Source organism: Curtobacterium sp. MCPF17_011 (genome assembly GCF_003234145.1).
Lineage (GTDB): Bacteria > Actinomycetota > Actinomycetes > Actinomycetales > Microbacteriaceae > Curtobacterium.
Genome location: NZ_QKSK01000003.1, coordinates 288,695 through 312,748 on the forward strand (window position 1 = coordinate 288,695; position 24,054 = coordinate 312,748).

A 24,054-nucleotide genomic window follows, 5' to 3' on the forward strand; every position below is an offset into this window, starting at 1 on the left:
GGTCTGTGTACACGTGTACCGATCTGCGGTACACTCGGTGAATGCAACTCGCCGCTCCCCTCGCCACGCTCGTCGGCCCCACGCAGGCCGACGCACTCCGCGTCCTCGCTCGGACTGACGCGGCCATGACCGGACGCCAGGTCGCCAGGGTCGCTGGGGCGGCACAGCACACCGGCATCAAGCGTGCACTCGACAAACTCGAGCACTCCGGACTCGTGCGTGTGGAGCGCGGTCTGCAGCACTCCGCCTACCAGGTCAACCGCGAGCACCTGCTGTGGCCAGCAGTCGAGCTCGTGCTCGGCGCGCGAACGGAACTGGAGCGCCGCATCCACGACTTCATCGCGGGGAGCGAAGTCGACGTGTTGTCCGTGTCGATCTTCGGATCGCTCGCCCGAGGAACGGCCACTGACGAATCGGACGTCGACCTGCTCGTGGTGTTCGCTGCGGAGACGAACGTCGATGTGGTCGTCCGTCTCGGCGATCTCGTGCAGCGCTGGACCGGCAACGACTGCCAGGTCTTCGACGTCACTCGTGCTGACCTCGAACGGTACGCCACCGAAGGGGATCCACTCGTGGGCTCGTGGCGCGCCGACGCGCACACCGTGTACGGGTCCGACATCCGATCGCTCGTCTGATGCCCCTCCGGACGCGCGTGATGGATGCAACAGCAGTCCGGATGCGACGAGACGAGGCTGAGGCGTACTACGAGGTAGCGGTTCTCTGTGCCGGCTCGACTTCGCATGCCGACTGGAAGGCCGCCGGTTCGAACGCCGTCCTCGGCGGGATCGCGGCGGCCGACGCGATCTGCGGGGCCGTCCTCGGGCAGCACCACGTCGGCGAGGACCACGCGCAGGCCCGACGCCTGCTCGACACGGCTTGCTCACCTGACCGACAGCCAGGCAACCAACTCAAACGTCTGACCGACGAGAAGACGAACTTCCAGTACTCGTCTGCTCGCGTGACCCGCGAGCAGACGAGTCGTCTCGTGCTCGCGCTCGAACGCCTCATCGCAGCGATGCGGCAGAAGACCGACCCGAGCCGCTGACCGATCCACGATGGCGTCGGTCGGGCTCACGGCAGGGTCGATCGTGCTGTACCCCGACGATCCCGAGCGGCGGTCCAGACAGGTCGCTCAGCGCGGGCGTCGGATCCGGATCGGCCCCTTGGCGGTGGACGGGTCGATGACGTACCCGCCCTGGGTGATCTCGACCTCGCCACGGGCGACCATGCGTCGGGCAGCACGTCGGGCGGGTTCCATCAGGTCACGCCAGTCCTCGCCGCCGATCGCCCGGGCAGCGTCGGACGGGCAGATGCTCGACGTGGTGGCCCGGGCGTCGAGCAGCTCGTCGATGGTGCGCTCGAGCGTCCGGTCGGTGTCGTCGAGCTTGTGCCGACGGCAGGCGTCGGAGCACCACTTCGTGTCCGTGTCCGCCGACGCGGGCATGCGCCGCCCGCAGGATGCGCAGGTGCGTTCAGCGTGTGCGGCGTCGAGTCGGCGTGCGTCGTCCTCGGTGCGGATGGCTCGTCCCATGGGCCCATGATCGTCCGCGCCACCGACGCGCATCCAGGCTGGCGGTACCCCGATCGGCGGTTCTGACCAGGGCCGGCTGGCAGCATGCAGGGATGGACCACGACGCCGACCGCACCCCGGAGCCGACGACCAGGACAGGCGAGCCCGCCTGGGTCGAGCACGTGATGTGGTGGCACGTCTACCCGCTCGGCTTCGTCGGTGCGGAGATCCGACCGAGCAGCAGCCCCGACAGCGCTGTGGAGCACCGCCCGGTCGAGCACCGCCTGGGGCGCCTGGAAGCCTGGCTCGACCACGTCGTCGACCTCGGGCTCAACGGGCTGCTGCTCGGGCCGGTGTTCGCGAGCTCGACGCACGGCTACGACACCGTCGACCACTTCCGGATCGACCCGCGCCTGGGCGACGACGCCGACTTCGACCGTCTGGTGGCTGCAGCTCGAGGACGCGGCATCCGGGTCCTGCTCGACGGCGTCTTCAACCACGTCGGGCGCCAGCACCCGGCCTTCCGGGCACTCGCCGAGCAGGGCCCGGACGCCGAGACCGCTCCGCTGTTCGCCGTCGACTGGGACGGCTGGCAGCCCGGGCAGCCGGTGCCGGTCGGTTCCTTCGAGGGGCACGACATCCTGGTGGCGCTCGACCACTCCTCGTCGGCGACCGAGGACCTGGTCGTCCAGGTCATGACGCACTGGCTCGAGCGCGGCATCGACGGGTGGCGGCTCGATGCCGCGTACGCGGTCCCGCCGGCGTTCTGGGCGCGCGTGCTGCCGCGCGTGCGGGAGCGCTTCCCCGAGGCGTGGTTCTCCGGCGAGGTCATCCACGGCGACACCGCCGCGATCGTCCGCGCGTCGACGATGGACTCCACCACCCAGTACGAGCTCTGGCAGGGCATCTGGCACGGCATCGCGGACCGCAACTGCTACGAGCTGGCGCACGCGATCGAACGGCACGACGAGTTGCTGGCGACGTTCGCCCCGAGCACGTTCGTCGGCAACCACGACGTGACGCGGATCGCCTCGGCCGTGGGGGAGGGATTCGTCGGACACGCGATCGCGGTGCTGTTCACGGTGGCCGGCACCCCCTCGGTCTACGCGGGCGACGAGTTCGCCTGGGCCGGGGTCAAGGAGGAACGCGAGGGCGGTGACGACGCCGTGCGGCCCGCCTTCCCCGCCGGTCCGACGGAGGTCACCGGCACGGCGGCCGAGGTGCTGCACGCCCACCAGGCGCTCGTCGCACTCCGCCGTCGGCGCCCGTGGCTGCACCGCGCTCACACCGACGTGGTCCACCTGGACAACACGGCGCTCGTCCTCCGCACGGCGACCGACCGGGAGGCCGTGGTCACCGCCCTGAACCTCTCGCCCGAACCGGTGGTCCTGCCCGCAGCCGACGCGACCCGGGTCGAGGCGGGCGCGGGGGAACTGCGCGACGGGACCCTGCGCCTCCCGGCCGCCGGCTGGGCCGTCCTGTCCCGCTGACGCAGCCCGCGACCGCAGCCCGCAGCCCGCAGCCCGCAGCGCCCCAGCCGCAGCCCGCGACCGCAATGCGAAAGCGACAGATCTCCGTCGAGTTCCGACGGAGATCTGTCGCTTTCGGGGACCGGTCGTACGACCGACCCCGTCCTACTTGCGGCTGCTGGCCGCGCGGCGCTTGTTGAAGACGTCGAACGCGACGGCGGCCAGGAGCACCAGGCCCTTGATGAGCTGCTGGAACTCGGACCCGACACCGAGGATCGACATGCCGTTGTTGAGCAGACCGATGATGAGACCACCGACGATCGCACCCGGCACCGTGCCGATGCCGCCGGTGACCGCAGCGCCACCGATGAACACGGCCGCGATGGCGTCGAGCTCGAAGCCGTTGCCCGCGCTCGGGGAGGCCAGGTTGAGCTGCCCCGTGAACACCACGCCGGCCAGGGCCGAGATGACACCCATGTTGACGAAGAGCAGGAACGTGACGCGCTTCGTCTTGACGCCGGACAGCTGCGCGGCGAGCGGGTTGCCGCCGATCGCGTAGATGTGTCGACCGAACACCGCGCTGCGCATGACCATCGAGTACACGATGACCAGGACGCCGAGGATCACGAGGACGATCGGGGTGCCGTTGTAGCTGGCGAGCAGCAGCGCGATGAAGATGACCAGCGCGACGGTGAACACCATCTTGGTGATGAACCAGGCGAAGGGCTCGTCCTCGAGCTGGTACTTGCGACGGGTCGCACGACCACGGAAGCCGGTGATGACGAGGATCGCCGCGGCGGCGAGCCCCAGGACCATCGTCAGCGGCTCGTAGCCCGAGGTGCCGAAGGAGGGCAGGAAGCCGGAGCCGAGCGAGCGGAAGCCGTCCGGGAAGGGCGAGATCTGCTGGTTCTGCAGGGCGATCTGGGCGGCACCGCGGAAGGCGAGCATGCCCGCCAGGGTCACGATGAACGCCGGGATCCCGAAGTAGGCGATCCAGAAGCCCTGCCACGCACCGACCAGCGCGCCGAGGACCAGGCAGAGGACGACGGCGATCGGCCAGGGGATGCCCCACTGGGTGATCATGACACCGGCCATGGCGCCGGTGAACGCGACGACCGAACCGACGGAGAGGTCGATGTGGCCGGCGATGATCACCATGACCATGCCGATCGCGAGGATCAGGATGTAGCTGTTCTGGACGATCAGGTTCGAGACGTTGATCGGGGCCAGCGTGATGCCGTTCGTCGTCACCTGGAAGAAGATGACGATGACGATCAGCGCGATGAACAGGCCGATCTGTCGGAGCTGCCCGGTGAGGTAGCTGGCGGCGGACTTAAGCGCGTTCATTGACTGGGGTCTCCCGTTCCTGGGTCATGTACTGCATGAGGACTTCCGGCGACGCCTCGGCGCGCGGGACGTCGGCGGTGATGGTGCCCTCGGAGAGCGTGTAGATGCGGTCGCAGATGCCGAGCAGCTCGGGGAGCTCGGAGGAGATCACGATGATCCCCTTCCCCTGGTCGGCGAGCGCGTTGATGATCGTGTAGATCTCGTACTTCGCGCCGACGTCGATGCCTCGGGTCGGTTCGTCGAGGATGAGCACGTCGGGGTCGGAGTACATCCACTTCGACAGGACGACCTTCTGCTGGTTGCCGCCGGAGAGCTTGCCGGTGATCGCGTTGACCGTCGGGGCCTTGATGTTCAGGTCCTTGAGGAACTTGCGCGCGATCGTGGTCTCCTCGGAACCGTTGACGAAGCCCCAGTTGGCGAGTTTGCCGAGCGCCGAGCCGGAGACGTTCCGCTTGATGTCGTCGATCAGGTTGAGGCCGTAGCGCTTCCGGTCCTCGGTCGCGTAGGCCAGACCGTTGTCGATGGCCGCCGTGACCGTGTTCGTCTTGATCGGCGTCCCGCGCTTGTAGACGGTGCCGCTGATGCCGGTGCCGTACGAGTGCCCGAAGACGCTCATCGCGAGCTCGGTGCGACCGGCACCCATCAGTCCGGCGATGCCGACGATCTCACCGGCACGGACGTTGAGGTTCGCCTGGTGGATGATCTCCCGGGAGGCGTCCAGCGGGTGGTGGACAGTCCAGTCCTCGATGCGCAGGAGCTCTTCGCCGATCTTCGACTCGTGCTCCGGGTACCGCGTGGAGAGGTCACGGCCGACCATGCCGCGGATGATGCGGTCCTCGGACACCTCGCCGGCGTGCATGTCGAGCGTCTCGATGGTCTGGCCGTCGCGGATGATCGTGACCTTGTCGGCGATCGCCTTGATCTCGTTGAGCTTGTGGCTGATGATGATCGCCGTCATGCCCTCGTCCTGCAGCGAGCGGATGAGCTCGAGCAGGTGCGCGGAGTCGTCGTCGTTCAGCGCTGCGGTGGGCTCGTCGAGGATGAGGAGCTTCACCTTCTTCGACAGCGCCTTCGCGATCTCGACGAGCTGCTGCTTGCCGACGCCGATGTCCACGATCTTCGTGATCGGGTTGTCCTTGAGGCCGACGCGCTGCAGGAGCTTGGCGGCTTCGAGGTTCGTCTTGTTCCAGTCGATGAAGCCGCCCTTGGAGCGCTCGTTGCCGAGGAAGATGTTCTCGGCGATCGACAGGTAGGGGCTCAGTGCGAGCTCCTGGTGGATGATGACGACGCCGGCTGCCTCGGAGTCGTTGATGTTCGAGAAGCGGACCGGTTCGCCGTCGAGCAGGATCTCGCCGTCGAAGGTGCCGGTCGGGTAGACGCCCGACAGGACCTTCATGAGCGTGGACTTGCCCGCGCCGTTCTCACCGCAGATCGCGTGGACCTGGCCCCGTTCGACCTGGAGCGAGACGTTCTGCAGGGCCTTGACGCCGGGGAACGTCTTGGTGATGTCGCGCATCTCGAGGATGGTGTCCGCCACGGGACCGCCTTCCGTTGGGGCGCCGGGACGGCGCGCGAGTGGAGGGGAGACAGGACGGGAGGCGCGGTGCGGGCGTGCACCGCGCCTCCCGGTCCGTCAGGGGGTTGCGACTACTTGAGGTCGGCCTCGGTGTAGTAGCCCGAGTCGATCAGGACCTTCTCGTAGTTGTCCTTCGTGACGACCGTCGGCTGGAACAGGTACGTCGGGACGACCTTGACCTTGTTGTCGTAGGTCTTGGTGTCGTTGACCTCGGGCTTCTTGCCCGACAGCAGGTCCTCGGCCATGCTCGCCGACTTCTCGGCCAGCTGACGCGTGTCCTTGTAGATGGTCGAGTACTGCTGACCGTCGACGATCGACTTCACCGAGGCGGCCTCGGCGTCCTGACCGGTGATGGTCGGGAGCGGGCGGTCGCCGGAACCGAAACCGGCGCCCTGGAGGGCCGAGATGATGCCGATCGACATGCCGTCGTAGGGCGAGAGAACGCCGTCGAGCTTGGTGCCGCCGGAGTACGACTTGGCGACCAGGTTCTGCATGCGGGACTGGGCCTTCGCCGGGTCCCACTGCTGCGTCGCGGCCTGGGTGAAGCCGTCCTGGCCGGAGCCGATCTTCAGCGTGCCGTCCTCGAGGTAGGGCTTGAGGGTGTCCATCGCGCCGTTGAAGAAGAACGTGGCGTTGTTGTCGTCGGGCGAGCCGGCGAAGACCTCGATGTTGAACGGACCCTTCTCGTTGGTCTTCTTGCCGTCCTCGTCGAGGAGGCCGAGACCAGTCAGGAGCGAGTTCGCCTGGTCGACGCCCACCTTGTAGTTGTCGAACGAGACGTAGTAGTCGACGTTCTTGTTGCCCGTGAGCAGGCGGTCGTAGGAGATCACCTTGATGCCGGCCTTGGCGGCGGCGTCGAGCTGGTCGGAGAGCGAGCCGCCGTCGATCGAGGCGACGATGAGGACCTTCGCGCCCTTGGTGATCATGTTGCTCACCTGCTGGACCTGCTGCGGGATCTTGTTGTCCGCGTACTCGAGGTCGACCTTGTAACCGGCCTTCTCGAGGTCGCTCTTGACGGCGTTGCCGTCCTTGATCCAGCGCTCGGACACCTTGGTGGGCATCGCGACGCCGACGAGGGCACCCTTGTTGTCCGTGCTGCCGCCACCGTTGTCGGTGGAGGCACGGCCGCCGGCAGAGCAGGCGGCCAGGGAGAGGGCGAGACCGAGAGCTGCTGCGCCCGCGACGATCCTGCGCTTCTTCATCGAAGTACCTCTGTTCCTCTCGCGTCGGCATCGACGCGTTCAGGTGCGGGGCTGCTGTGTCCCGCTGGGGATGTGATGCTCCAAGTGAGCGCTCACATCATGTGGGCTCGGTGGGGTGGTGTCAACTCGTCGAGACCAGATCGGGATGTCGCGTCCCCGAACTGGTGTCGCGGTACGGTGACCGGATGACGACGACCGCGACGCCGAACGGCAGGGGACGCAAGGCCCCGACGATCTTCGACGTCGCCGAGCGGGCGGGCGTCTCCCACCAGACCGTCTCCCGGGTGATCAACGGGGACCCGACGGTCCGGGAGCAGTTCCGGACGAAGGTCACCGACGCCGTCGCCGCCCTCGGGTACCGGCCCCGGGCTGCTGCGCGGGCACTCGCCGGCGGACGGAGCCGCGCCCTCGGCCTGGTCAGCGCGGGCGATGCGCTCTACGGACCGTCGAGCACCGCCATCGGCTTCGAGCGTGCTGCCCGGACCGCGGGGTACCACGTGCTGCTCTCGACGCTGCCGGACGACCCGAAGCCCCTCGACCTGTCCGAGGCGCTGTCCACGCTGCTGGCGCAGGACGTCGCCGCCGTGGTCCTCGTCGCCGCCGACAACCGGGTGCTCGACGCCCTCGCGTCGCTGACGCTGCCGGTCACGGTGCCCGTCGTCGTCGCGAACGCGGTGCAACGGGACGCCCTGCCGACCGATCTGGTCGTGCCCGGGAGCGGCGGGGCGACGATCTCCGCGGTCGCGATCGACCAGGCGGCCGGTGCGACCCTGGCGCTGCAGCACCTGTTCGACCTCGGCCACCGTCGGATCGTGCACATCGCCGGGCCGACGGTCTCGCAGGAGGCCGAGGTCCGCCGCGCGACCTACGAGCGGATCATGCGCACCCGGGGCCTGACGCCGGTCGTGTACGAGGGGGACTGGACGCCGGCCAGCGGGTTCGCGGCCGGCCGGGCGATGGACGCCGCGACGGTCGACGCCGTGTTCGCGGGCAACGACCAGATGGCGCTCGGGGTCCTGCACGCCTTCGCGGAAGAAGGGCTCCGCGTGCCGGACGACATCGCCGTCATCGGCTTCGACGACGTGCCGGAGGCCGCGCACTTCACGCCGCCGCTCACCACCGTGCGGCAGGACTTCCAGGCGATGGGGGAGCGGGTGCTGGCCTCGGCGCGGGCGCTGCTCGAGGGCGGGCTGCACGACGACGCGCTCCTGCAGCCCGAGCTGGTGGTGCGGCGCTCGGCGTGATCGGCGTCAGTCGATGACGACGACATCCGATCGTCCACCTGGCACGCCGTCGTCTGCTCGGAGATGGTCCGCCACCCTGAGGGCGAAGGCCGGGCAACCCGCCCGGACGAGCGCCGTGACCAGACCGGCGTGCGGTCCGGGTCGGCTCGCCCAGTACCCGTTCATCCGGCGAACGGTCGCGCGGACGCCCCACGGCAACGTGTCGTCCACGAGGACGAAGAAGTGGTCGCAGCACATGACCTCGTACGGGAGGTCGTCGAGGGCATGGAATCCGCGGTCCTCCGTCAGCAACACCTCTGCTCGGGCGGAGAGCGCCGGGGCGTGCACATGGCGGTCCTTCGGGTCCGTTCCGCTCCACGGCACGTCTCCCGGGAAGTCGGCGACGAGTTCGTCGATGCTCCCGAGGATCGCTGCCCGGAGGCGAGTGGTGGCGCCGCCGTCCCGCTGCGGATGGAGGGCTCGGAGCGTGGCGATCGTCTCGGCGAGGACGTCCTCTGTGGTGTGGAGTTGGAACATCCACGGAATCTCGGCGCGGAGCAGGCACACCCAGTCGCGGAGCGTCCTGCTGACCAGCACGTTGGCGTCGACGAACACGCGTTTGGGCATCTTCCCACGATACCCCCATGTCACATGTCAGTCGAAGGGTTCGCCTGCCGCGAGCAGTTCGTCCGCCGCTGCCGCTCGGTCCGCCTGGCGCCGGTCCCGGAGTGCCAGGACGTCGTCACGACGAAGCCGTGTGTGGGTGCCGACGCGATGCGCGGCGAGGTCCCCTCGGGTGACCATCTTCATCACCGTCGGCCGCGAGACGCCCAGGAGTTGCGCCGCGCCGGTCGTGGTGAGTTCCGATGCGATCAGGCGGATGCTGATCTCGGATCCATCGGCTGCGGCCTGCATGAACGCGACCAGGGCTCCGGTGAGGGACGCCGGCACCCGTGCGCTCGTCCCGTCGTCAAGCTGCAGGAGGACCGCTTCGACCACGCGGTCTGCGGTGTCCTCCATGACCTGGACCGCATCGCGTCGGACGGTGGGGTCGGCAGCGAGGCCCTGCGTCATCGCGAGCGTCGTCGACGGTGTCATGGTGCCTCCCGAGTGCTGGAACTCCCCTTGACGCTACGGGGTTGCACTTACAAGTGCAACCCCGTGGCGCGGGTGATGACCGGTGATCCGGCAAGTCGCCAGCGCGTGGCCACGCTGTCCGGCGTCGGACAGCGCCGCCCGGCGTAGCCTCTCGACATGACGACGACGTCTCCCTCGACCGGCCCGGTATCGCCCACGACCTCCCGACTCCGCCCGCTGCCGCACGGTGCGCTGCGGCTCACCGGCGGCTACTGGGGCGAGTGGCAGGAGCGGAACGGCAGCGTCGTCCTGCGGCACTGCGAGGACTGGATCGAGCGGATCGGCTGGGCCGGCAACTTCGACGGTGCCGCGACCGGCGAGGAGTTCACGCACGCCGGTATCGAGTTCGTCGACTCCGAGGTCTACAAGTTGCTCGAGGCGATGGCGTGGGAGCTCGGGCGCACCGGGGACCCGGAGCTCGCGGAGCGGTACGAGCGGCTCGTCGACCGGGTCGCTGCCGCACAGGACGACGACGGCTACCTGCACACCGCGTTCGGTCGCCCCTGGCAGCGTCCGCGCTGGTCCGACCTCGAATGGGGCCACGAGCTCTACTGCATGGGGCACCTCATCCAGGCCGCCGTCGCGCGACTGCGCACCGCCGGCAGCGGCGGACTGGTCGACGTGGCCGTCCGCGTCGCCGACCACCTGGTCGGGGTGTTCGGGGACGGCGGACGGGAGGCGGTGTGCGGCCACCCGGAGATCGAACCGGCGCTCGTCGAGCTGGGTCGGGCGACCGGCGACCACCGGTACGTCCGGCTGGCGCAGTTGTTCATCGACCGCCGGGGGAACGGGCTGCTCGGCCCGATCGCGTTCGGACCGGAGTACTTCCAGGACGACCTGCCGGTGCGCCAGGCGGGCGTCTGGCGCGGGCACGCCGTCCGGGCGATGTACCTGGCGGCCGGCGCGGTCGACGTCGCCGTGGAGACTGGCGACGCCGAACTCGTCGCGGCCGTCGAACGGCAGTGGACGAACACCGTGGCGACCCGCACCTACCTGACCGGGGCGATGGGGTCGCACCACCAGGACGAGTCGTTCGGCGCCGACTTCGAGCTGCCGCCGGACCGCGAGTACGGCGAGACCTGCGCGGCGATCGCATCGAACATGGTGTCCTGGCGCCTGCTGCTCGAGACGGGGGAGTCCAAGTACGCGGACCTGATCGAGCGGACCCTGTACAACGCGATGATGGTCGCACCGCGCGAGGACGGGCGGGCGTTCTTCTACGCCAACACCATGCACCAGCGGGTCGAGGGTGCTGCCCCACCCGAGGACGACCTCAGCGCGCGGGCGCTGTCGAGCCTGCGGGCGCCCTGGTTCGAGGTCTCGTGCTGCCCGACGAACCTGGCCCGGACGCTGGCCAGCGTCGAGTCGGTCTTCGCCACCATGACGGACGACGGCCTGCAGCTGCACCAGTACGGCGACTACGACGTCGACACCACCCTGCCGGGCGGCGCCACGGCCGCGTTCCGGGTGCGCTCGGGGTGGCCGGCCGCGGGCACGGTCTCGGTCGAGGCGACCGCGGCGAGCGGGACCCCGGTGGCGCTGCGCCTCCGGGTGCCGTCCTGGGCGTCGGAGGCCGTCCTCGAGACCCCCGACGGCACCCGGTCGGTCGACGGCACCCGGTCCGTCCACGGGGAGGACACCGTCACCGTCGTGCGGACCTTCGCCGTCGGGGACCGCGTGACCCTCACGGTGCCGGTCGCCGCTCGGCTCACGGTGCCGGACCCGCGGATCGATGCGGTCCGCGGCACGGTCGCGGTCGAGCGCGGCCCGCTCGTGTACGCCCTGGAGTCCACGGACCTCGGTCGGGACGTCGGCGACGTCGTGGTGCAGCCCGGGTCGGACCCGCTCGACGACGGACCGGACGCGGTGCGCATGCGGGTGCGCCAGCGCACGGTGCACCGTGTCGGGCCGTTGCCGTACGGCGACCCCGACGTGCAGGAGACCGAGCCGGAGACGGTCCGGCTCGTGCCGTACGCGACGTGGGGCAACCGCGGGCCGTCCACGATGCGGGTGTTCCTGCCCGTCGGCTGACCCGGGTCGCTCCCGCCGCGACACGGCCGGACGAGTTGTCGGGTGAGCGCTCACGCGCTACGGTGTGAGCGCTCACTCGACGGCGAGAGCAGGAGGCCCACCATGAGCGACGACCGGACCCGCGAGATCGCGGACGGCCGCACGACCCTCGGCATCGAACTCGGGTCGACCCGGATCAAGGCGTGTCTGGTGGGCGAGGACCTGACGGTCATCGCCGCGGGCTCCCACGAGTGGGAGAACGAGTTCGTCGACGGCCGCTGGACGTACCCGCTGGCCGCCGTCGAGACCGGCGTGCGCGCCGCGTACGCCGCACTCGTCTCGGACCTGCAGGAGCAGCACGGCTCGGTGCCGACGACGTTCCGCGCCGTCGGCGTCTCGGCGATGATGCACGGCTACCTGCCGTTCGACGCCGACGGTGAGCTGCTCGTGCCGTTCCGCACCTGGCGGAACACCTCGACCGGCCCCGCTGCGGCTGCACTGAGCGACGCCCTCGGCTTCAACATCCCGCTCCGCTGGTCGATCGCGCACCTGTACCAGGCCGTCCTCGACGACGAGCAGCACGTCGCGCAGACCACGGGCATCACGACGCTCGCCGGGTACGTGCACCGCCAGCTCACCGGGCAGGACGTCCTCGGGGTCGGCGACGCATCGGGCATGTTCCCGATCGACCCCGCCACCGGCGACTACGACGCCGGGATGCTCAGCACCGCGCAGGACCTGATCGGCGTCCCCGACCTCCGCGCACTCCTGCCCGAGGTCCGTGTCGCAGGCCAGGACGCCGGAACCCTGACCACGGAGGGCGCCGCCTGGCTCGATCCCACGGGCACGTTGCAGCCGGGCGCACCGCTCTGCCCGCCCGAGGGTGACGCCGGCACCGGCATGGTCGCCACGAACGCGGTCGCCCAGCGCACCGGCAACGTCAGCGTCGGCACGAGCATCTTCGCGATGGTCGTGCTCGAGCGCCCGCTCGACACCCCGCACGAGGAGCTCGACGTCGTCACCACCCCCGCCGGCGACGCCGTCGCGATGGTGCACTGCAACAACGGCGCCAGCGAGATCGGCAGCTGGGCCCGCGTGTTCGGCCGCTTCGCGGAGGCCGCCGGCAGCCCGGCGGACGCCGACTCCGTGTTCCGCACGCTCCTCGACGAGGCCGCCACCGCCGACCCGGACGCCGGCGGCCTGCTCGCGGTCAACTACCTGGCCGGCGAACCGGTCACCGGTGTCGAGGACGGTCGCCCGCTGCTCCTCCGCGCGCCCGACGCCCGCTTCACGCTCGGCAACCTCGTCCGCGCCGAACTGATGGGTGCCTTCGCGACGCTCGCCATCGGTATGGAGGTCCTGCACGGCGAGGGCGTCACCGTCGACCGGATGACCGCGCACGGCGGGCTCTTCCGGACGCCCGGGCTGCCGCAGCGCCAGCTCGCCGCCGCACTCCGCGTGCCCGTGGCCCTCGAGGCGACCGCCAGCGAGGGCGGGGCGTGGGGCATCGCCGTCCTCGCCGCCTACCTCGAGCACGCCGCCGGCACCTCCCTCGCCGAGTACCTCGACACGACCGTGTTCGGGACGGCGGCCTCGGACGTCGTCGACCCGGACCAGCGCGACGTCGACGGGTTCACGGTGTACCTCGACCGCTTCCGCGCGGCGCTGCCGATCCAGGCGATCGCCGCCGCGGTCCCCGGCGCCCGAGACGCGGCGACGTCGAGCGGCGAGCCGACGACGGCAGCCGGCCCAGGCCTCCCGACCGAACACCAGCAGGAACAGGACGTGAACTCATGACCGACGACACCACCCGAGCGGCCGTCGCCGCAGCGCGTGAGCGCGTGGCCCGACTGCACGGCGAACTCGTCCGCTACGGCCTGGTCATCTGGACCGGCGGCAACGTCTCCGAGCGCGTGCCCGGCACCGACCTGTTCGTCATCAAGCCGAGCGGCGTCGTCAGCGAGGACCTGACCCCGGAGAACCAGGTCGTCTGCACCCTCGACGGCGTTCCGGCCGAGGGCTGGGGCAACGAGCACGGCCCGTCCTCCGACACGGCCGCGCACGCCTTCGTGTACCGGAACATGCCCGAGGTGAACGGCGTCGTGCACACCCACTCGACGTACGCCACGGCGTGGGCCGCCCGCGCTGAGGAGATCCCGTGCGTGATCACCGCGATGGCGGACGAGTTCGGCGGGCCGATCCCGGTCGGCCCGTTCGCGATCATCGGCGACGACTCGATCGGCCGCGGCATCGTCGACACCCTCGGCGGACATCGTTCCCGGGCAGTCCTCATGCAGAACCACGGCGTCTTCACGATCGGCAAGGACGCGAAGGACGCGGTCAAGGCCGCCGTGATGTGCGAGGACGTCGCACGCACGGTCCACATCGCGAAGCAGGGCGGTGACCTCGTGCCGATCGCGCCCGAGGACATCGACCGCCTGTTCGACCGATACCAGAACGTCTACGGACAGAACCCTGAAGGAGCCATGCGATGACGCAGGACAACGTCGACCCCCAGGCCACACTCGACGGCTACGAGGTCTGGTTCCTCACCGGCTCACAGGGCCTCTACGGCGAGGAGACCCTCCGCCAGGTCGAGGAGCAGAGCCGCGCCGTGCACGAGGCCCTTGCGGGAGCGCTGCCGGTGACGCTCGTCTGGAAGCCCGTCCTCAAGGACGCCGACGGGATCCGTCGAGCCCTGATCGAGGCCAGCGCCGACGACAAGGTCATCGGTGTGACGACGTGGATGCACACGTTCAGCCCGGCGAAGATGTGGATCGGTGGGCTCAACGCGCTGACGAAACCGCTGCTGCACCTGCACACGCAGGCGAACGTCGCGCTGCCGTGGGCGGACATCGACTTCGACTTCATGAACCTCAACCAGGCCGCGCACGGCGACCGTGAGTTCGGGTACGCCCTGGCACGGATGGGTGTCCGGCACGCCACCGCCGTCGGGCACGTGTCCGACCCGCGCGTGCAGCAGCGGGTGTCCGACTGGACCCGCGCCGCTGCCGGGGCCGCCGCCATCCGCGAGCTCAAGCTCACCCGCTTCGGCGACAACATGCGCTACGTCGCCGTCACCGAGGGCGACAAGACCGAGGCCGAGATCGAACTCGGCGTGCAGGTCAACACCTGGGGCGTCAACGACCTCGTCGCAGCCGTCGAGACCGCCACCGCCGACACCGCCGCCGTCGACGCGCTCGTCGCGCAGTACGACAGCGCCTACGACCTGGTGCCGGAGCTCCGGGCCCACGGTGGGAGACGCCAGTCCCTCCGCGACGGCGCCGCGATCGAGCTCGGCCTCCGCGCCCTGCTCGCCGAGAACCGCTCCGCCGCCTTCACCACGAACTTCGAGGACCTCGGCACGCTCAAGCAGCTGCCCGGCCTGGCGGTCCAGCGGCTGATGGCGGACGGCTACGGCTTCGGTGCCGAGGGGGACTGGAAGACCGCCGTCCTCGTCCGCGCGATGAACGTCGCCGGCGCCGGACTCCCCGGCGGCGCCTCGCTCATGGAGGACTACACGTACGACCTGACGCCGGGCGCGGAGAAGATCCTCGGTGCCCACATGCTCGAGGTCTCCCCGACGCTCACCAGCGCGACGCCGACGCTGGAGATCCACCCGCTCGGCATCGGCGGCAAGGACGACCCGGTGCGCCTGGTCTTCACCGCGGACGCCGGCCCCGCGGTCGTCGCCGCACTGAGCGACACCCGCGACGGCTTCCGCCTCACCGCCAACGTCGTCCAGGTCGTCCCGCCGACCGAGGCGCTGCCGAACCTGCCCGTCGGCCGGGCCGTCTGGGAGCCGCAGCCCTCGTTCCCCGTGTCCGCCGAGGCCTGGCTCACCGCCGGTGCCGCGCACCACACCGTGATGACGACGGCCGTCGGCATCCAGGTGATCGAGGACCTCGCCACCATGATCGGCACCGAGTTCCTGGTCATCGACGAGCACACCACGCTGCGCGGCTTCCGCGACGAGGTCCGCACGCAGCAGACCTGGCACCGGCTCGACCGCGGCTTCTGAGCCGGTCGGGAGGCCTACGATGAGCGACGTGATCGACGACGACACCACCACTGCAGCCCCCACCCGCACCAACTGGGCGGGGAACGTCACCTACTCGGCGAGCCGCCTGGCGGAACCGACGAGCGTGGACGAACTCCAGCGGCTGGTCGCCTCGACCCCGCGCCTGACGGCGCTCGGGTCACGCCACTCGTTCAACACCATCGCCGACACCGACGCGGTGCAGGTGACGCTCACGGGCCTCCCGCCCGAACTCGACGTGGACTCGGACCGGCGCGTGGCCCGCGTCGCCGCCGGTCTCACGCACGCGCAGGTCGCCGTCGGCCTGGAGGCCCGTGGCTGGGCCCTCGCGAACCTCGCGTCCCTGCCGCACATCTCCGTCGCCGGCGCCGTCGCGACGGGCACCCACGGTTCCGGCGTCGGCAACGCGTCGCTCGCCCAGTCCGTCGTCGGACTCGAGATCGTCCGGGCCTCCGGCGACGTCGAGGTCGTCGGTGCGGACGACCCGCGGCTCGACGCGCACCGGGTCGCCCTCGGCGCACTCGGAGTCGTCGTCGCGGTGCACCTGGCCATCGAACCGACCTACCGCGTCGCGCAGACCGTGCACACCGGCGTCGGCTGGGACGTCGTCGACGCGCAGTTCGAGTCGATCATGTCGGCCGGCTACAGCGTCAGCATGTTCACCGGGTACACCGACGACGGCATCCGGCAGATCTGGACGAAGCGACGCGAGGACCGCGACGACGCGGTCATCGACCTCGCCGCCCTCGGTGCCGTCGCCGGCGCCGAACCGATCCACCCCGTGCCCGGCAGCGAGACCGTCGGCGTCACCGAACAGGGCGGCGTGCCCGGACCCTGGCACGAGCGACTGCCGCACTTCCGGTCGTCGTTCACGCCGTCCGCGGGCCAGGAGATCCAGGCCGAGTACATGATCGCCGCGAGCGACGCCGTGCCCGCGATCCAGGCCCTCCGGAGCATCGGGGACGCCATCGCACCCGTGCTGTTCGTCTCCGAGATCCGGCGCATCGCCGCCGACGACGCCTGGCTCGCGCCGAGCTCGGGGCAGGACTCCGTCGCGTTCCACTTCACGTTCCGTCGGCGGACCGAGGACGTGGCCGTCGCGCTGCCCCTCATCGAGAACGCCCTCGCGCCCTTCGCTCCCCGCCCGCACTGGGGGAAGGTCACCGCGGCGAGCTCGGAGCGGCTGCACCAGGTCTACCCGCAGCTCGGCGCGTTCGCGGCGCTGGCGCGGGACCTCGATCCGCAGGGGCGGTTCCGCAACCCGTTCCTGGAGCGTGTGCTCGGCTGACCCCGTCGGACGGGAGCGCCCCGCGCCGCTGGGTGCGGTGCGGGGCGCCCTCGTCACTGGCCCTTGCGGCTTAGGTCGTGCAGGAACCGCGCGAGGGTCACGAGCAAGCTCGCGATCCCCAGCCACGGGACCTGACGCCTGGGCCGGCGCTCGTCGTCGTGGGACATCGAGACCTCCTGGTGTCATCGCCGGCGGACACGAGGAGCGTCAGGCCAGGGGTGTGCCGCCGAGCGGGCTCGGCTACACTTGCGCCCGAGTGCTGAACTCGGGGGAAGTGCGCTTCCCCTGGCCCTCCACTCGGAGAGCGAACCGAAGCCCGGGACTGTTGTCGCAGTCCCGGGCTTCACTCGTCCGCTCTGAGCGCGGTCCGGCGGTCGCGCGCTCGACGACAAGCCTACCGGCGTGATACACGTATTCCAGTGGCATCACGGCTCGGAGGGCACAGCGGCATGGACGTCATCGGATCGCATCTCGTACCGTTCCTCGCGCTCGTCCTGCTCAGCACCGTCGGGCTCTGCGGCGTGTTCGCCTGGCAACTCACCGCGCCGCTCCGGCGACCGTGCCGGGACGAGGCCGGCAGCGTGGGACTGACGGCGCCGGAAGACGTCGACACGGAGTGAGGAGGTTCACGAGTGGGACCGCGGCGGTCCTCACAGGGGATGTCGGGGGACTGCACCGCTGGTCCACCGGGTCGTCGCCGGGACCGTACATGTGAGAACGCAAAGGTCAGGTATGGCGAACCTGAACCGCATCCTCGGCATGGCCTCGAAGGTCATCGACAAGCAGCTCCAGAAGCGCTCCGGCCAGCAGCCCGGCAGCGGGCAGCAGGCCGGGGGTGTGCAGCAGTACCGGCAGCCCGGCCGACCCGGCGGGAGGGACTGGCGGGGGCTGGTGCGCACCGCGGCGGAGAAGCTGACGGGCGACGACCGCGGGGGCCAGCAGCACCAGCAGTCGGGCCACCCGCGCTCTGGCCAGCAGCAGCCGTACGGCCAGCAGCAGCGATCCGCGCCGCAACAGCCGGGCGCAGGGCAGGGCCGCGCCCACGCGAACGAGGCCGACCGCGTTGCGATCGCGAAGTACGACTACCTGCTGAAGACCGCCGACCCCGAGCGCCTCGAGCAGGCGCACCACGACGCGTTCGCCCGACTCGCCCCGGAGCAGCGGCAGCAGGTCCTGCAGCGGCTGAACGCCGAGGTCCCGCAGCACGACCGGTCGACCGACGCGTCCGCGGCTGGCCTCGCCCGAGCCGCGACCCGGGGCGAGACGAGCCGACCGGGCACGATGCGGAAGGTGCTCGGTGGCGCAGCGATCGGTGGCGGTGCTCTGGCGGTCGGCGGTCTCGCGGTCGCGGTCGCCGGCGGTGCGGTCATCAGCGCGGCCGCGGGACCGGTGCTGGCACAGGCGGCGGACCTCGGCGTGGACTTCGAGGGTGTCGCGGCCGGCCTCGGCGACACGGTCGGCGGCGGTCTCGGCGACCTCGGCGACCTCGGCGACCTCGGTGGCAGCGTCGAGGGTGTCGCAGCGCAGGGGGAGCAGGCGCTCGGTGGTCTCGGCGAACAGGTCGGGAACCTCGGCGAGGGCTTCCAGTGGCCCGGGATCGGCGACTTCTTCGACCGCTGAGCCGTCTCTGGAGACCGCACGGTCCCCAGATCGCGACCACCGTTCGGGAATGGCGGACGACGCCGACGACTTGGAGTGTTTCGTCGTGCGTCGTCCCGCACGCGCGGGATTCGGAACGGATCCGGGCGCGGTGCCAGGATGGACGCCGCCCACCCGGCACCCCCGAACAAGGAGACCCGTCGTCATGAGACGTCCGAAGCGCCTGACCATCACCGCGGCTGTCGCCGCCGCAGCGGCCCTGGTCCTCACGGGCTGCTCGGGCGGCGACGCCTCCGACGACGCCAGCGGCGGGACGGACAAGGGCGGCACGCTCAACATCCTCACGTCCCAGACCGCGTTCCACCTCGACCCCGCGACGAGCCAGAGCCTCGGCATCACCTCGATGGGCCTCGTCGCCCGTCGCCTCACCACGTGGGACGTCGAGCCGGGCAAGACCGCGAAGGTCGTCCCGGACCTCGCCACGAACACCGGCGTCGCGAGCGACGGCGGCAAGACCTGGACGTACACGCTGAAGGACGGCGTCGAGTTCCAGGACGGCACGCCGATCACGACGAAGGACATCAAGTGGGGGATCGAGCGCTCGTTCGCGCCGACCCTGTCCGGTGGCCTCAGCTACCACAAGTCCCTCCTGGTGGGCGGCAGTGACTACCGGGGGCCGTTCGAGGGCAAGAGCCTCGACAGCATCGAGACCCCGAACGACAAGACCATCGTCTTCAAGCTCAACGACGCGTACGGCGACTGGCCGTGGCTCGCGTCGATGCCGGCGTTCACCCCGGTCCCCGAGGGCGAGGGCACCGACACCGGTGCGTACGACCTCAAGCCGGTCGCGTCCGGCCCGTACCAGGTGCAGTCGAACCAGCAGGGCTCGCAGGTCACCCTGGTCCGCAACGAGGCCTGGTCCGCGAAGACCGACGAGGTCCGCACCGCCGGCCCCTCGAAGATCGTCTTCAAGGAGAGCCAGGACCCGTCCACGGTCACGCAGACGCTGATCGCCGACAACGGTGACGCGAAGAGCTCCTTCGGTGCGATCTACCTCGGTGCCGCCGAGCTCAACCAGGTCCGCAGCAACCCGTCCGCGCAGGACCGCCTCGCCACGTCGAAAGCCGGGCCGATCAGCTACATGGCGATCAACACGCAGCGCGGCGAACTCAAGGACCTCAAGGTCCGTCAGGCCCTGCAGTACGCGGTCGACCGGAAGTCGTTCCGGATCGCCGCGGGCGGTGCCCTCGCCGGCACCTACGCCTCGACGCTGATCACGCCGGGCATCGCCGGACGTCAGGACTACGACCTCTACAAGACGAGCGCCACGGGTGACGTCGACAAGGCGAAGTCCCTGCTCGAACAGGCCGGTGTCTCGGACCTCAAGCTGACGCTCGTCACGCAGAACGACCCGACGTTCCTCGCCCAGGCACAGGCCCTGCAGGCCGGACTCAAGCGCGCCGGCATCACGGTCACGCTGAAGCCGCTCGACTACGACTCGTTCACGCAGGCCACCACGAACGGCACCGACTTCGACCTGTCGCTGTCGAGCTGGCAGCCCGACTTCCCGAGCGCGAACGCCAACCTGCAGCCGCTCTACGACTCGTCGCAGATCGGTGGCGGTGGCTACAACGTCTCGAAGTACAGCAACCCGGAGGTCGACGCGCTCATCGCGAAGGCCAGCGCCACGGTCGACCAGGACGACGCGCAGAAGACCTGGGCGAAGGCGGACAAGACGATCATGGCCGACGCCCCGGTCGTGCCACTGATGTACGCCAAGCAGTCGTTCCTGGCCGGCTCGGACGTCCAGAACTTCCAGATCGCCGACTTCCCGGCGTACCCGAACTACCTCAAGGTCTCGCTCAAGCGGTGACCGGTCCCATCCTGGAAGTCCGTGGGCTCCGCGTCGCGTTCGGCGACGCGGAGCCCGTCGTCCGTGACGTCTCCTTCGACCTGACGCCCGGACGGGTGCTCGCGCTCGTCGGGGAGTCCGGCTCCGGCAAGTCCGTGGGTGCCATGAGCGTGCTCGGACTCCTGCCACCGCAGGCGCGCGTCGAGGGCAGCGCCCGGTTCCGCGGCGAGGAGCTCGTCGGTGCACCCGTCGAGGAACTCCGCCAGGTCCGCGGTGCCGGCATCGGCGTGGTGTTCCAGGAACCGATGAACTCGTTCACCCCGGTGCTGTCGATCGGGACCCAGATCGCCGAAGCGGTGCGGGCGCACTCGACGTCCCTCGACCGCGCAGGGGTGTCTGCGAGGGTGGACGAGCTCCTCCGGTCCGCCGGCCTCGACGACCCGGCGCGGATCCGGAAGGCCTTCCCGCACGAGTTGTCCGGCGGGCAGCTGCAGCGCGCGATGATCGCGATGGCACTGGCCGGTGACCCGGTCGCGCTCATCGCGGATGAGCCGACCACAGCGCTCGACGTCACCGTGCAGGCGGGGATCCTCGACCTGCTCCGGACCCTCTGCCGTGACCGCGGGCTCGCGGTGCTGCTCATCACGCACGACATGGGTGTGGTGGCGGACGTCGCCGACGAGGTGCTCGTGATGCGCCGTGGCGACCCCGTCGAGCACGGCCCGGTCGTCGAGCTGTTCGCGCACCCGCAGGCCGAGTACACGCGTGCGCTCCTCGCCGCCGTGCCCGCCCTGGGCCCCCTCGTGCCGGTCCCGCCGCGCCGCGGAGCTCGCGGAGCGGCGGGGCGGCCGAGCTCGCGGGGAGAGGCGCGTCCCACCTCCGCCACGGACGGCACCTCGGCCGAGACTCGCTCTGGCGGACACGACGCGGCCCCGGGGAGCCACGATCTGTCCGCGGACGCGAGACTCGGCGCGGTGCCGATCGAGGACGCGGGGCGCGCCTCCCGGCCGGTGGTCGCGCGCCTGCGCGACGTCGGCGTGCGGTACTCGCGCCGCGGCGAGCCCACCGTCTCGGGCATCGACCTGGAGCTGCACGCCGGCGAGACCCTCGGGCTCGTGGGGGAGTCAGGCTCCGGCAAGACCACGATCGGTCGTGCCCTGGCCGGCCTCGTCCCGGTGGTCCAGGGGACGGTGGACGTCGACGGGCAGGACCTCCGCACCGCCCGCGGCCGTCGTCTCCGCGAGATCCGGAAGCGCGTCGGCATCGTGTTCCAGGACCCGGCCTCGTCGCTGAACCCCCGGCAGAGCATCGGATGGAGCATCGCCGAGCCGCTCCTGGTGCACGAGCCGAGCGCCGACCGACCGGCACGCGTCCGGGAACTGCTCCAGGCCGTGCAGCTCGACCCGTCGTGGGCCGAGCGGTTCCCGCACCAGCTCTCCGGCGGGCAGCGACAGCGCGTCGCCGTGGCACGGGCCCTGGCGCTCCGGCCGGCCCTGCTCATCGCCGACGAACCGACCTCGGCGCTCGACGTGACCGTGCAGGCAGCGGTGCTCGACCTGCTCCGGGACCTGCAGGACGAGTTCGGGTTCGGGTGCCTGCTGGTCAGCCACGACCTGGCCGTCGTCCGACAGCTCGCCGACCGTGTGGCCGTGCTGCACCACGGGCGGATCGTCGAACACGGTACGACCCAGGCCGTCCTCGACGACCCGCAGGAGGACTACACCCGCATGCTGCTCGCCGCCGCACCCGTCGCCGACCCCGCCCGGCAGGCGGAACGCCGCCGCGCCTGGCGCGGATGGGAAGGGGTGGTCGCATGACCGCGAACGTCGTCGACCGTCCGGTCCGTCTGGCTCCGGGCTCCGGCACCGGCTTCCGTGCCCTCGTCGGCCGCATCCGTCGTGACCGGTGGGCCGTGGTCTCCGCGGTCGTCATCGCCGTCTTCGTCGTGGTCGCCCTCGCCGCGCCGCTCATCGCCCGGATCAGTGGGCAGGACCCGTACGGCTACCACGTCGACGCCCTCAACGACTTCGGCGCACCCCGCGGTCCCCTCGGTGGGATGAGTGCGCAGCACTGGTTCGGCGTCGAACCGCTGACCGGTCGGGACCTCTTCGCGATCGTCACCTACGGCGCGCGGACGTCGCTCGGCATCGGGCTCGCCGCGACCGTGGTGTCGCTCGTCATCGGCGTGCTCGTCGGCGTCACCACCGGCTTCTTCGGCGGTTGGTACGACCGGGTGCTCAGCCGGGTCGTCGACGTGATGTTCGGCTTCCCGTCGCTGGTGTTCATGATCGCCCTGACCGCGATCGTGCCGACCTCGTTCCCGAAGCCCGTGCTGGTCGTGCTCGTCATCGGGTTCTTCGGCTGGCCGGCGGTCGCTCGCGTGATCCGCGGGCAGACCCTGTCCCTCCGCGAGCGGAACTACGTCGTCGCCTCAACGGCGATGGGGGCAGGCCGCTGGCACGTCATCCGGACCCAGCTCCTGCCGAACCTGGCCGCGACGATCACCGTCTACGCCACCATCTCGATCCCGTCGATGATCGGTGCCGAGGCGGCGCTGTCGTTCCTGGCCGTCGGCGTCACCCCGCCGACGCCGTCCTGGGGGCGGAGCATCGGCGACGCCGTCGGATGGGTGCAGACCGACCCGATGTACCTCGTCTTCCCCGGAGCCGCCCTGTTCCTCGTCACCCTGGCATTCAACGTGCTCGGCGACGCCCTCCGCGACGCACTGGACCCGAGAGGAGGCACCCGATGACCGCGTTGCGCTTCGTGTTGTTCCGCGTGCTCGGCGCCGTCGTCGTGCTGCTCGTCGTCGCTGCGATCACCTACGCCCTGTTCATGCTCCTGCCGACGAACCCGGCGCGGGCGATCTGCGACAAGCCCTGCACCCCCGACCGGCTGGCGCAGGTGCAGGCGTTCCTCGGAACCGACAAGCCGTGGATCCTGCAGTTCACGGCCTACCTCGGCGGGATCTTCACCGGTCGGTCGTTCGGCAGCGGCGTCTCGGCCGTGCAGTGCGCCGCGCCCTGCTTCGGGTACTCCTTCCAGCTGCACGAGAGCGTCACCACGCTCATCGTCGACCGGCTGCCGGTGACGGCGTCGATCGCGATCGGTGCCGCGCTCCTCTGGCTCGTCGCCGGTGTGCTCGGTGGGACCGTCTCGGCGCTCCGACCCGGCTCGGCTCTCGACCGCACCCTGATGACGATCGCGGTGGCCGGGGTGTCCTCGCCGGCGTACCTGATCGGGCTGCTGTCGATCCTGCTGTTCGGGTTCGTGCTCGGGATCCTGCCGACGAGTGGGTACGTGCCGCTGACGGAGGACCCGGTCGGCTGGCTGACGCACCTGGTGCTGCCGTGGTGTGTGCTCGCGTTCATCAGTGCCGCGATCTACGCCCGGCTCACCCGCGGCGAGATGCTCGAGGCGATGGGGCAGGACTTCGTCCGGACGGCCCGTGCCAAGGGCCTGCGCGAGCGCCAGGTCGTCGTGCGGCACGGGCTGCGGACGGCGATCCTGCCCGTGGTGACGCTGTTCGGCCTGGACCTCGGGACCCTGCTCGGCGGCGCGGTCATCACCGAGAAGGTGTTCTCGATGCAGGGGCTCGGGGCGCTGCTCATCGACGCGGTGCACACCCTGGACCTGCAGGTCGTCGTCGGCTTCACGGTGTTCTCGGCGTTCCTGGTGGTCACCGCGAACGTCGTCGTCGACCTGGTCTACGCCGTCGTCGACCCGCGAGTGCGCCGCCGGACGTAGGGCGAGCCTCCCGTCCTGCGCTGCCCGCCCGTGGCGCAGGCCGGACCCGCACAAC

The 24,054-nt window shown here is 70.6% G+C and carries 21 protein-coding genes; 15 read left to right on the forward strand and 6 right to left on the reverse strand.

The genetic code is table 11. The annotated features are described in order from the left end of the window. Window positions 1–41 precede the first annotated feature (41 nt). Window positions 42–635: a nucleotidyltransferase domain-containing protein gene (locus DEJ25_RS05800; RefSeq protein ID WP_110904348.1), complete on the forward strand. Its 594-nt coding sequence runs from the start codon at window positions 42–44 to the stop codon at window positions 633–635. Between the two features lie 41 nt (window positions 636–676). Then, window positions 677–1,045: a hypothetical protein gene (locus DEJ25_RS05805; protein ID WP_111044055.1), complete on the forward strand. Its 369-nt coding sequence runs from the start codon at window positions 677–679 to the stop codon at window positions 1,043–1,045. A gap of 87 nt (window positions 1,046–1,132) precedes the next feature. Here the strand turns inward: DEJ25_RS05805 and DEJ25_RS05810 are convergent, their stop codons facing one another. After that, window positions 1,133–1,531, reverse strand: coding sequence for a DUF3253 domain-containing protein (locus DEJ25_RS05810; protein WP_111044056.1), 399 nt, complete (start codon window positions 1,529–1,531; stop codon window positions 1,133–1,135). Between the two features lie 92 nt (window positions 1,532–1,623). On the opposite strand from DEJ25_RS05810, the gene DEJ25_RS05815 reads away from it, so the two are divergent. Further along, window positions 1,624–3,000: an alpha-amylase family glycosyl hydrolase gene (locus tag DEJ25_RS05815; protein ID WP_111044057.1), complete on the forward strand. Its 1,377-nt coding sequence runs from the start codon at window positions 1,624–1,626 to the stop codon at window positions 2,998–3,000. Between the two features lie 144 nt (window positions 3,001–3,144). Here the strand turns inward: DEJ25_RS05815 and mmsB are convergent, their stop codons facing one another. From mmsB to chvE, 3 genes are all read right to left on the reverse strand, one after another. Beyond that, window positions 3,145–4,326, reverse strand: a complete 1,182-nt coding sequence (gene mmsB, locus DEJ25_RS05820; protein ID WP_111044058.1) for a multiple monosaccharide ABC transporter permease — start codon at window positions 4,324–4,326, stop codon at window positions 3,145–3,147. After that, window positions 4,313–5,863 (reverse strand): multiple monosaccharide ABC transporter ATP-binding protein, encoded by a 1,551-nt coding sequence (gene mmsA, locus DEJ25_RS05825; protein ID WP_111044059.1) that lies wholly within the window; start codon window positions 5,861–5,863, stop codon window positions 4,313–4,315. Before mmsA ends, mmsB begins: the two co-directional genes overlap by 14 nt. Before the next feature lie 110 nt (window positions 5,864–5,973). Then, complete coding sequence (gene chvE, locus DEJ25_RS05830) at window positions 5,974–7,104, reverse strand: multiple monosaccharide ABC transporter substrate-binding protein (protein WP_181427356.1); 1,131 nt, start codon at window positions 7,102–7,104, stop codon at window positions 5,974–5,976. Window positions 7,105–7,289: 185 nt separating this feature from the next. On the opposite strand from chvE, the gene DEJ25_RS05835 reads away from it, so the two are divergent. Then, a complete protein-coding gene (locus tag DEJ25_RS05835; RefSeq protein ID WP_146240622.1) occupies window positions 7,290–8,348 on the forward strand; it encodes a substrate-binding domain-containing protein in 1,059 nt (352 codons plus the stop codon). 6 nt (window positions 8,349–8,354) lie between these two features. On the opposite strand, the gene DEJ25_RS05840 is transcribed toward DEJ25_RS05835, so the two are convergent. Next, complete coding sequence (locus DEJ25_RS05840; protein WP_111044061.1) at window positions 8,355–8,954, reverse strand: PIN domain-containing protein; 600 nt, start codon at window positions 8,952–8,954, stop codon at window positions 8,355–8,357. Between the two features lie 27 nt (window positions 8,955–8,981). Then, complete coding sequence (locus DEJ25_RS05845) at window positions 8,982–9,425, reverse strand: helix-turn-helix domain-containing protein (protein WP_111044062.1); 444 nt, start codon at window positions 9,423–9,425, stop codon at window positions 8,982–8,984. Between the two features lie 156 nt (window positions 9,426–9,581). On the opposite strand from DEJ25_RS05845, the gene DEJ25_RS05850 reads away from it, so the two are divergent. From DEJ25_RS05850 to DEJ25_RS05895, 11 genes are all read left to right on the forward strand, one after another. Next, complete coding sequence (locus tag DEJ25_RS05850; RefSeq protein WP_111044063.1) at window positions 9,582–11,495, forward strand: glycoside hydrolase family 127 protein; 1,914 nt, start codon at window positions 9,582–9,584, stop codon at window positions 11,493–11,495. A 102-nt stretch (window positions 11,496–11,597) separates the two neighbouring features. Further along, window positions 11,598–13,271 (forward strand): xylulokinase, encoded by a 1,674-nt coding sequence (locus DEJ25_RS05855; protein WP_111044064.1) that lies wholly within the window; start codon window positions 11,598–11,600, stop codon window positions 13,269–13,271. After that, window positions 13,268–13,969 (forward strand): L-ribulose-5-phosphate 4-epimerase, encoded by a 702-nt coding sequence (locus DEJ25_RS05860; RefSeq protein WP_111044065.1) that lies wholly within the window; start codon window positions 13,268–13,270, stop codon window positions 13,967–13,969. The genes DEJ25_RS05855 and DEJ25_RS05860 overlap by 4 nt, the downstream gene beginning before the upstream one ends. Next, window positions 13,966–15,495 (forward strand): L-arabinose isomerase, encoded by a 1,530-nt coding sequence (gene araA / locus DEJ25_RS05865; protein ID WP_111044066.1) that lies wholly within the window; start codon window positions 13,966–13,968, stop codon window positions 15,493–15,495. The genes DEJ25_RS05860 and araA overlap by 4 nt, the downstream gene beginning before the upstream one ends. 28 nt (window positions 15,496–15,523) lie before the next feature. Then, window positions 15,524–16,801 carry an FAD-binding protein gene (locus DEJ25_RS05870; RefSeq protein WP_258366430.1) on the forward strand — a complete coding sequence of 426 codons (1,278 nt, stop codon included), beginning with the start codon at window positions 15,524–15,526 and terminating at the stop codon, window positions 16,799–16,801. Between the two features lie 449 nt (window positions 16,802–17,250). Continuing rightward, on the forward strand, window positions 17,251–17,421 hold the full coding sequence (locus DEJ25_RS16600; RefSeq protein ID WP_181427357.1) for a hypothetical protein: 171 nt from the start codon (window positions 17,251–17,253) through the stop codon (window positions 17,419–17,421). Between the two features lie 112 nt (window positions 17,422–17,533). Next, on the forward strand, window positions 17,534–18,421 hold the full coding sequence (locus DEJ25_RS05875) for a cation-transporting ATPase (RefSeq protein WP_111044068.1): 888 nt from the start codon (window positions 17,534–17,536) through the stop codon (window positions 18,419–18,421). Between the two features lie 184 nt (window positions 18,422–18,605). Continuing rightward, complete coding sequence (locus DEJ25_RS05880) at window positions 18,606–20,273, forward strand: ABC transporter substrate-binding protein (RefSeq protein WP_111044069.1); 1,668 nt, start codon at window positions 18,606–18,608, stop codon at window positions 20,271–20,273. After that, window positions 20,270–22,069: an ABC transporter ATP-binding protein gene (locus DEJ25_RS05885; RefSeq protein ID WP_111044070.1), complete on the forward strand. Its 1,800-nt coding sequence runs from the start codon at window positions 20,270–20,272 to the stop codon at window positions 22,067–22,069. The genes DEJ25_RS05880 and DEJ25_RS05885 overlap by 4 nt, the downstream gene beginning before the upstream one ends. Then, on the forward strand, window positions 22,066–23,004 hold the full coding sequence (locus DEJ25_RS05890; RefSeq protein ID WP_110904362.1) for an ABC transporter permease: 939 nt from the start codon (window positions 22,066–22,068) through the stop codon (window positions 23,002–23,004). Before DEJ25_RS05885 ends, DEJ25_RS05890 begins: the two co-directional genes overlap by 4 nt. Then, window positions 23,001–23,999, forward strand: coding sequence for an ABC transporter permease (locus DEJ25_RS05895; protein ID WP_111044071.1), 999 nt, complete (start codon window positions 23,001–23,003; stop codon window positions 23,997–23,999). Before DEJ25_RS05890 ends, DEJ25_RS05895 begins: the two co-directional genes overlap by 4 nt. The last annotated feature ends 55 nt before the right edge of the window (window positions 24,000–24,054 follow it).

Coding starts and splice junctions, on each gene's coding strand:
- DEJ25_RS05800 (WP_110904348.1), top strand. CDS start 42: ATGCAACTCGCCGCTCCCCTCGCCACGCTCGTCGGCCCCACGCAGGCC.
- DEJ25_RS05805 (WP_111044055.1), top strand. CDS start 677: ATGCGACGAGACGAGGCTGAGGCGTACTACGAGGTAGCGGTTCTCTGT.
- DEJ25_RS05810 (WP_111044056.1), bottom strand. CDS start 1,531: ATGGGACGAGCCATCCGCACCGAGGACGACGCACGCCGACTCGACGCC.
- DEJ25_RS05815 (WP_111044057.1), top strand. CDS start 1,624: ATGGACCACGACGCCGACCGCACCCCGGAGCCGACGACCAGGACAGGC.
- mmsB (WP_111044058.1), bottom strand. CDS start 4,326: ATGAACGCGCTTAAGTCCGCCGCCAGCTACCTCACCGGGCAGCTCCGA.
- chvE (WP_181427356.1), bottom strand. CDS start 7,104: ATGAAGAAGCGCAGGATCGTCGCGGGCGCAGCAGCTCTCGGTCTCGCC.
- DEJ25_RS05835 (WP_146240622.1), top strand. CDS start 7,290: ATGACGACGACCGCGACGCCGAACGGCAGGGGACGCAAGGCCCCGACG.
- DEJ25_RS05840 (WP_111044061.1), bottom strand. CDS start 8,954: ATGCCCAAACGCGTGTTCGTCGACGCCAACGTGCTGGTCAGCAGGACG.
- DEJ25_RS05845 (WP_111044062.1), bottom strand. CDS start 9,425: ATGACACCGTCGACGACGCTCGCGATGACGCAGGGCCTCGCTGCCGAC.
- DEJ25_RS05850 (WP_111044063.1), top strand. CDS start 9,582: ATGACGACGACGTCTCCCTCGACCGGCCCGGTATCGCCCACGACCTCC.
- DEJ25_RS05855 (WP_111044064.1), top strand. CDS start 11,598: ATGAGCGACGACCGGACCCGCGAGATCGCGGACGGCCGCACGACCCTC.
- DEJ25_RS05860 (WP_111044065.1), top strand. CDS start 13,268: ATGACCGACGACACCACCCGAGCGGCCGTCGCCGCAGCGCGTGAGCGC.
- araA (WP_111044066.1), top strand. CDS start 13,966: ATGACGCAGGACAACGTCGACCCCCAGGCCACACTCGACGGCTACGAG.
- DEJ25_RS16600 (WP_181427357.1), top strand. CDS start 17,251: ATGGACGTCATCGGATCGCATCTCGTACCGTTCCTCGCGCTCGTCCTG.
- DEJ25_RS05875 (WP_111044068.1), top strand. CDS start 17,534: ATGGCGAACCTGAACCGCATCCTCGGCATGGCCTCGAAGGTCATCGAC.
- DEJ25_RS05880 (WP_111044069.1), top strand. CDS start 18,606: ATGAGACGTCCGAAGCGCCTGACCATCACCGCGGCTGTCGCCGCCGCA.
- DEJ25_RS05890 (WP_110904362.1), top strand. CDS start 22,066: ATGACCGCGAACGTCGTCGACCGTCCGGTCCGTCTGGCTCCGGGCTCC.
- DEJ25_RS05895 (WP_111044071.1), top strand. CDS start 23,001: ATGACCGCGTTGCGCTTCGTGTTGTTCCGCGTGCTCGGCGCCGTCGTC.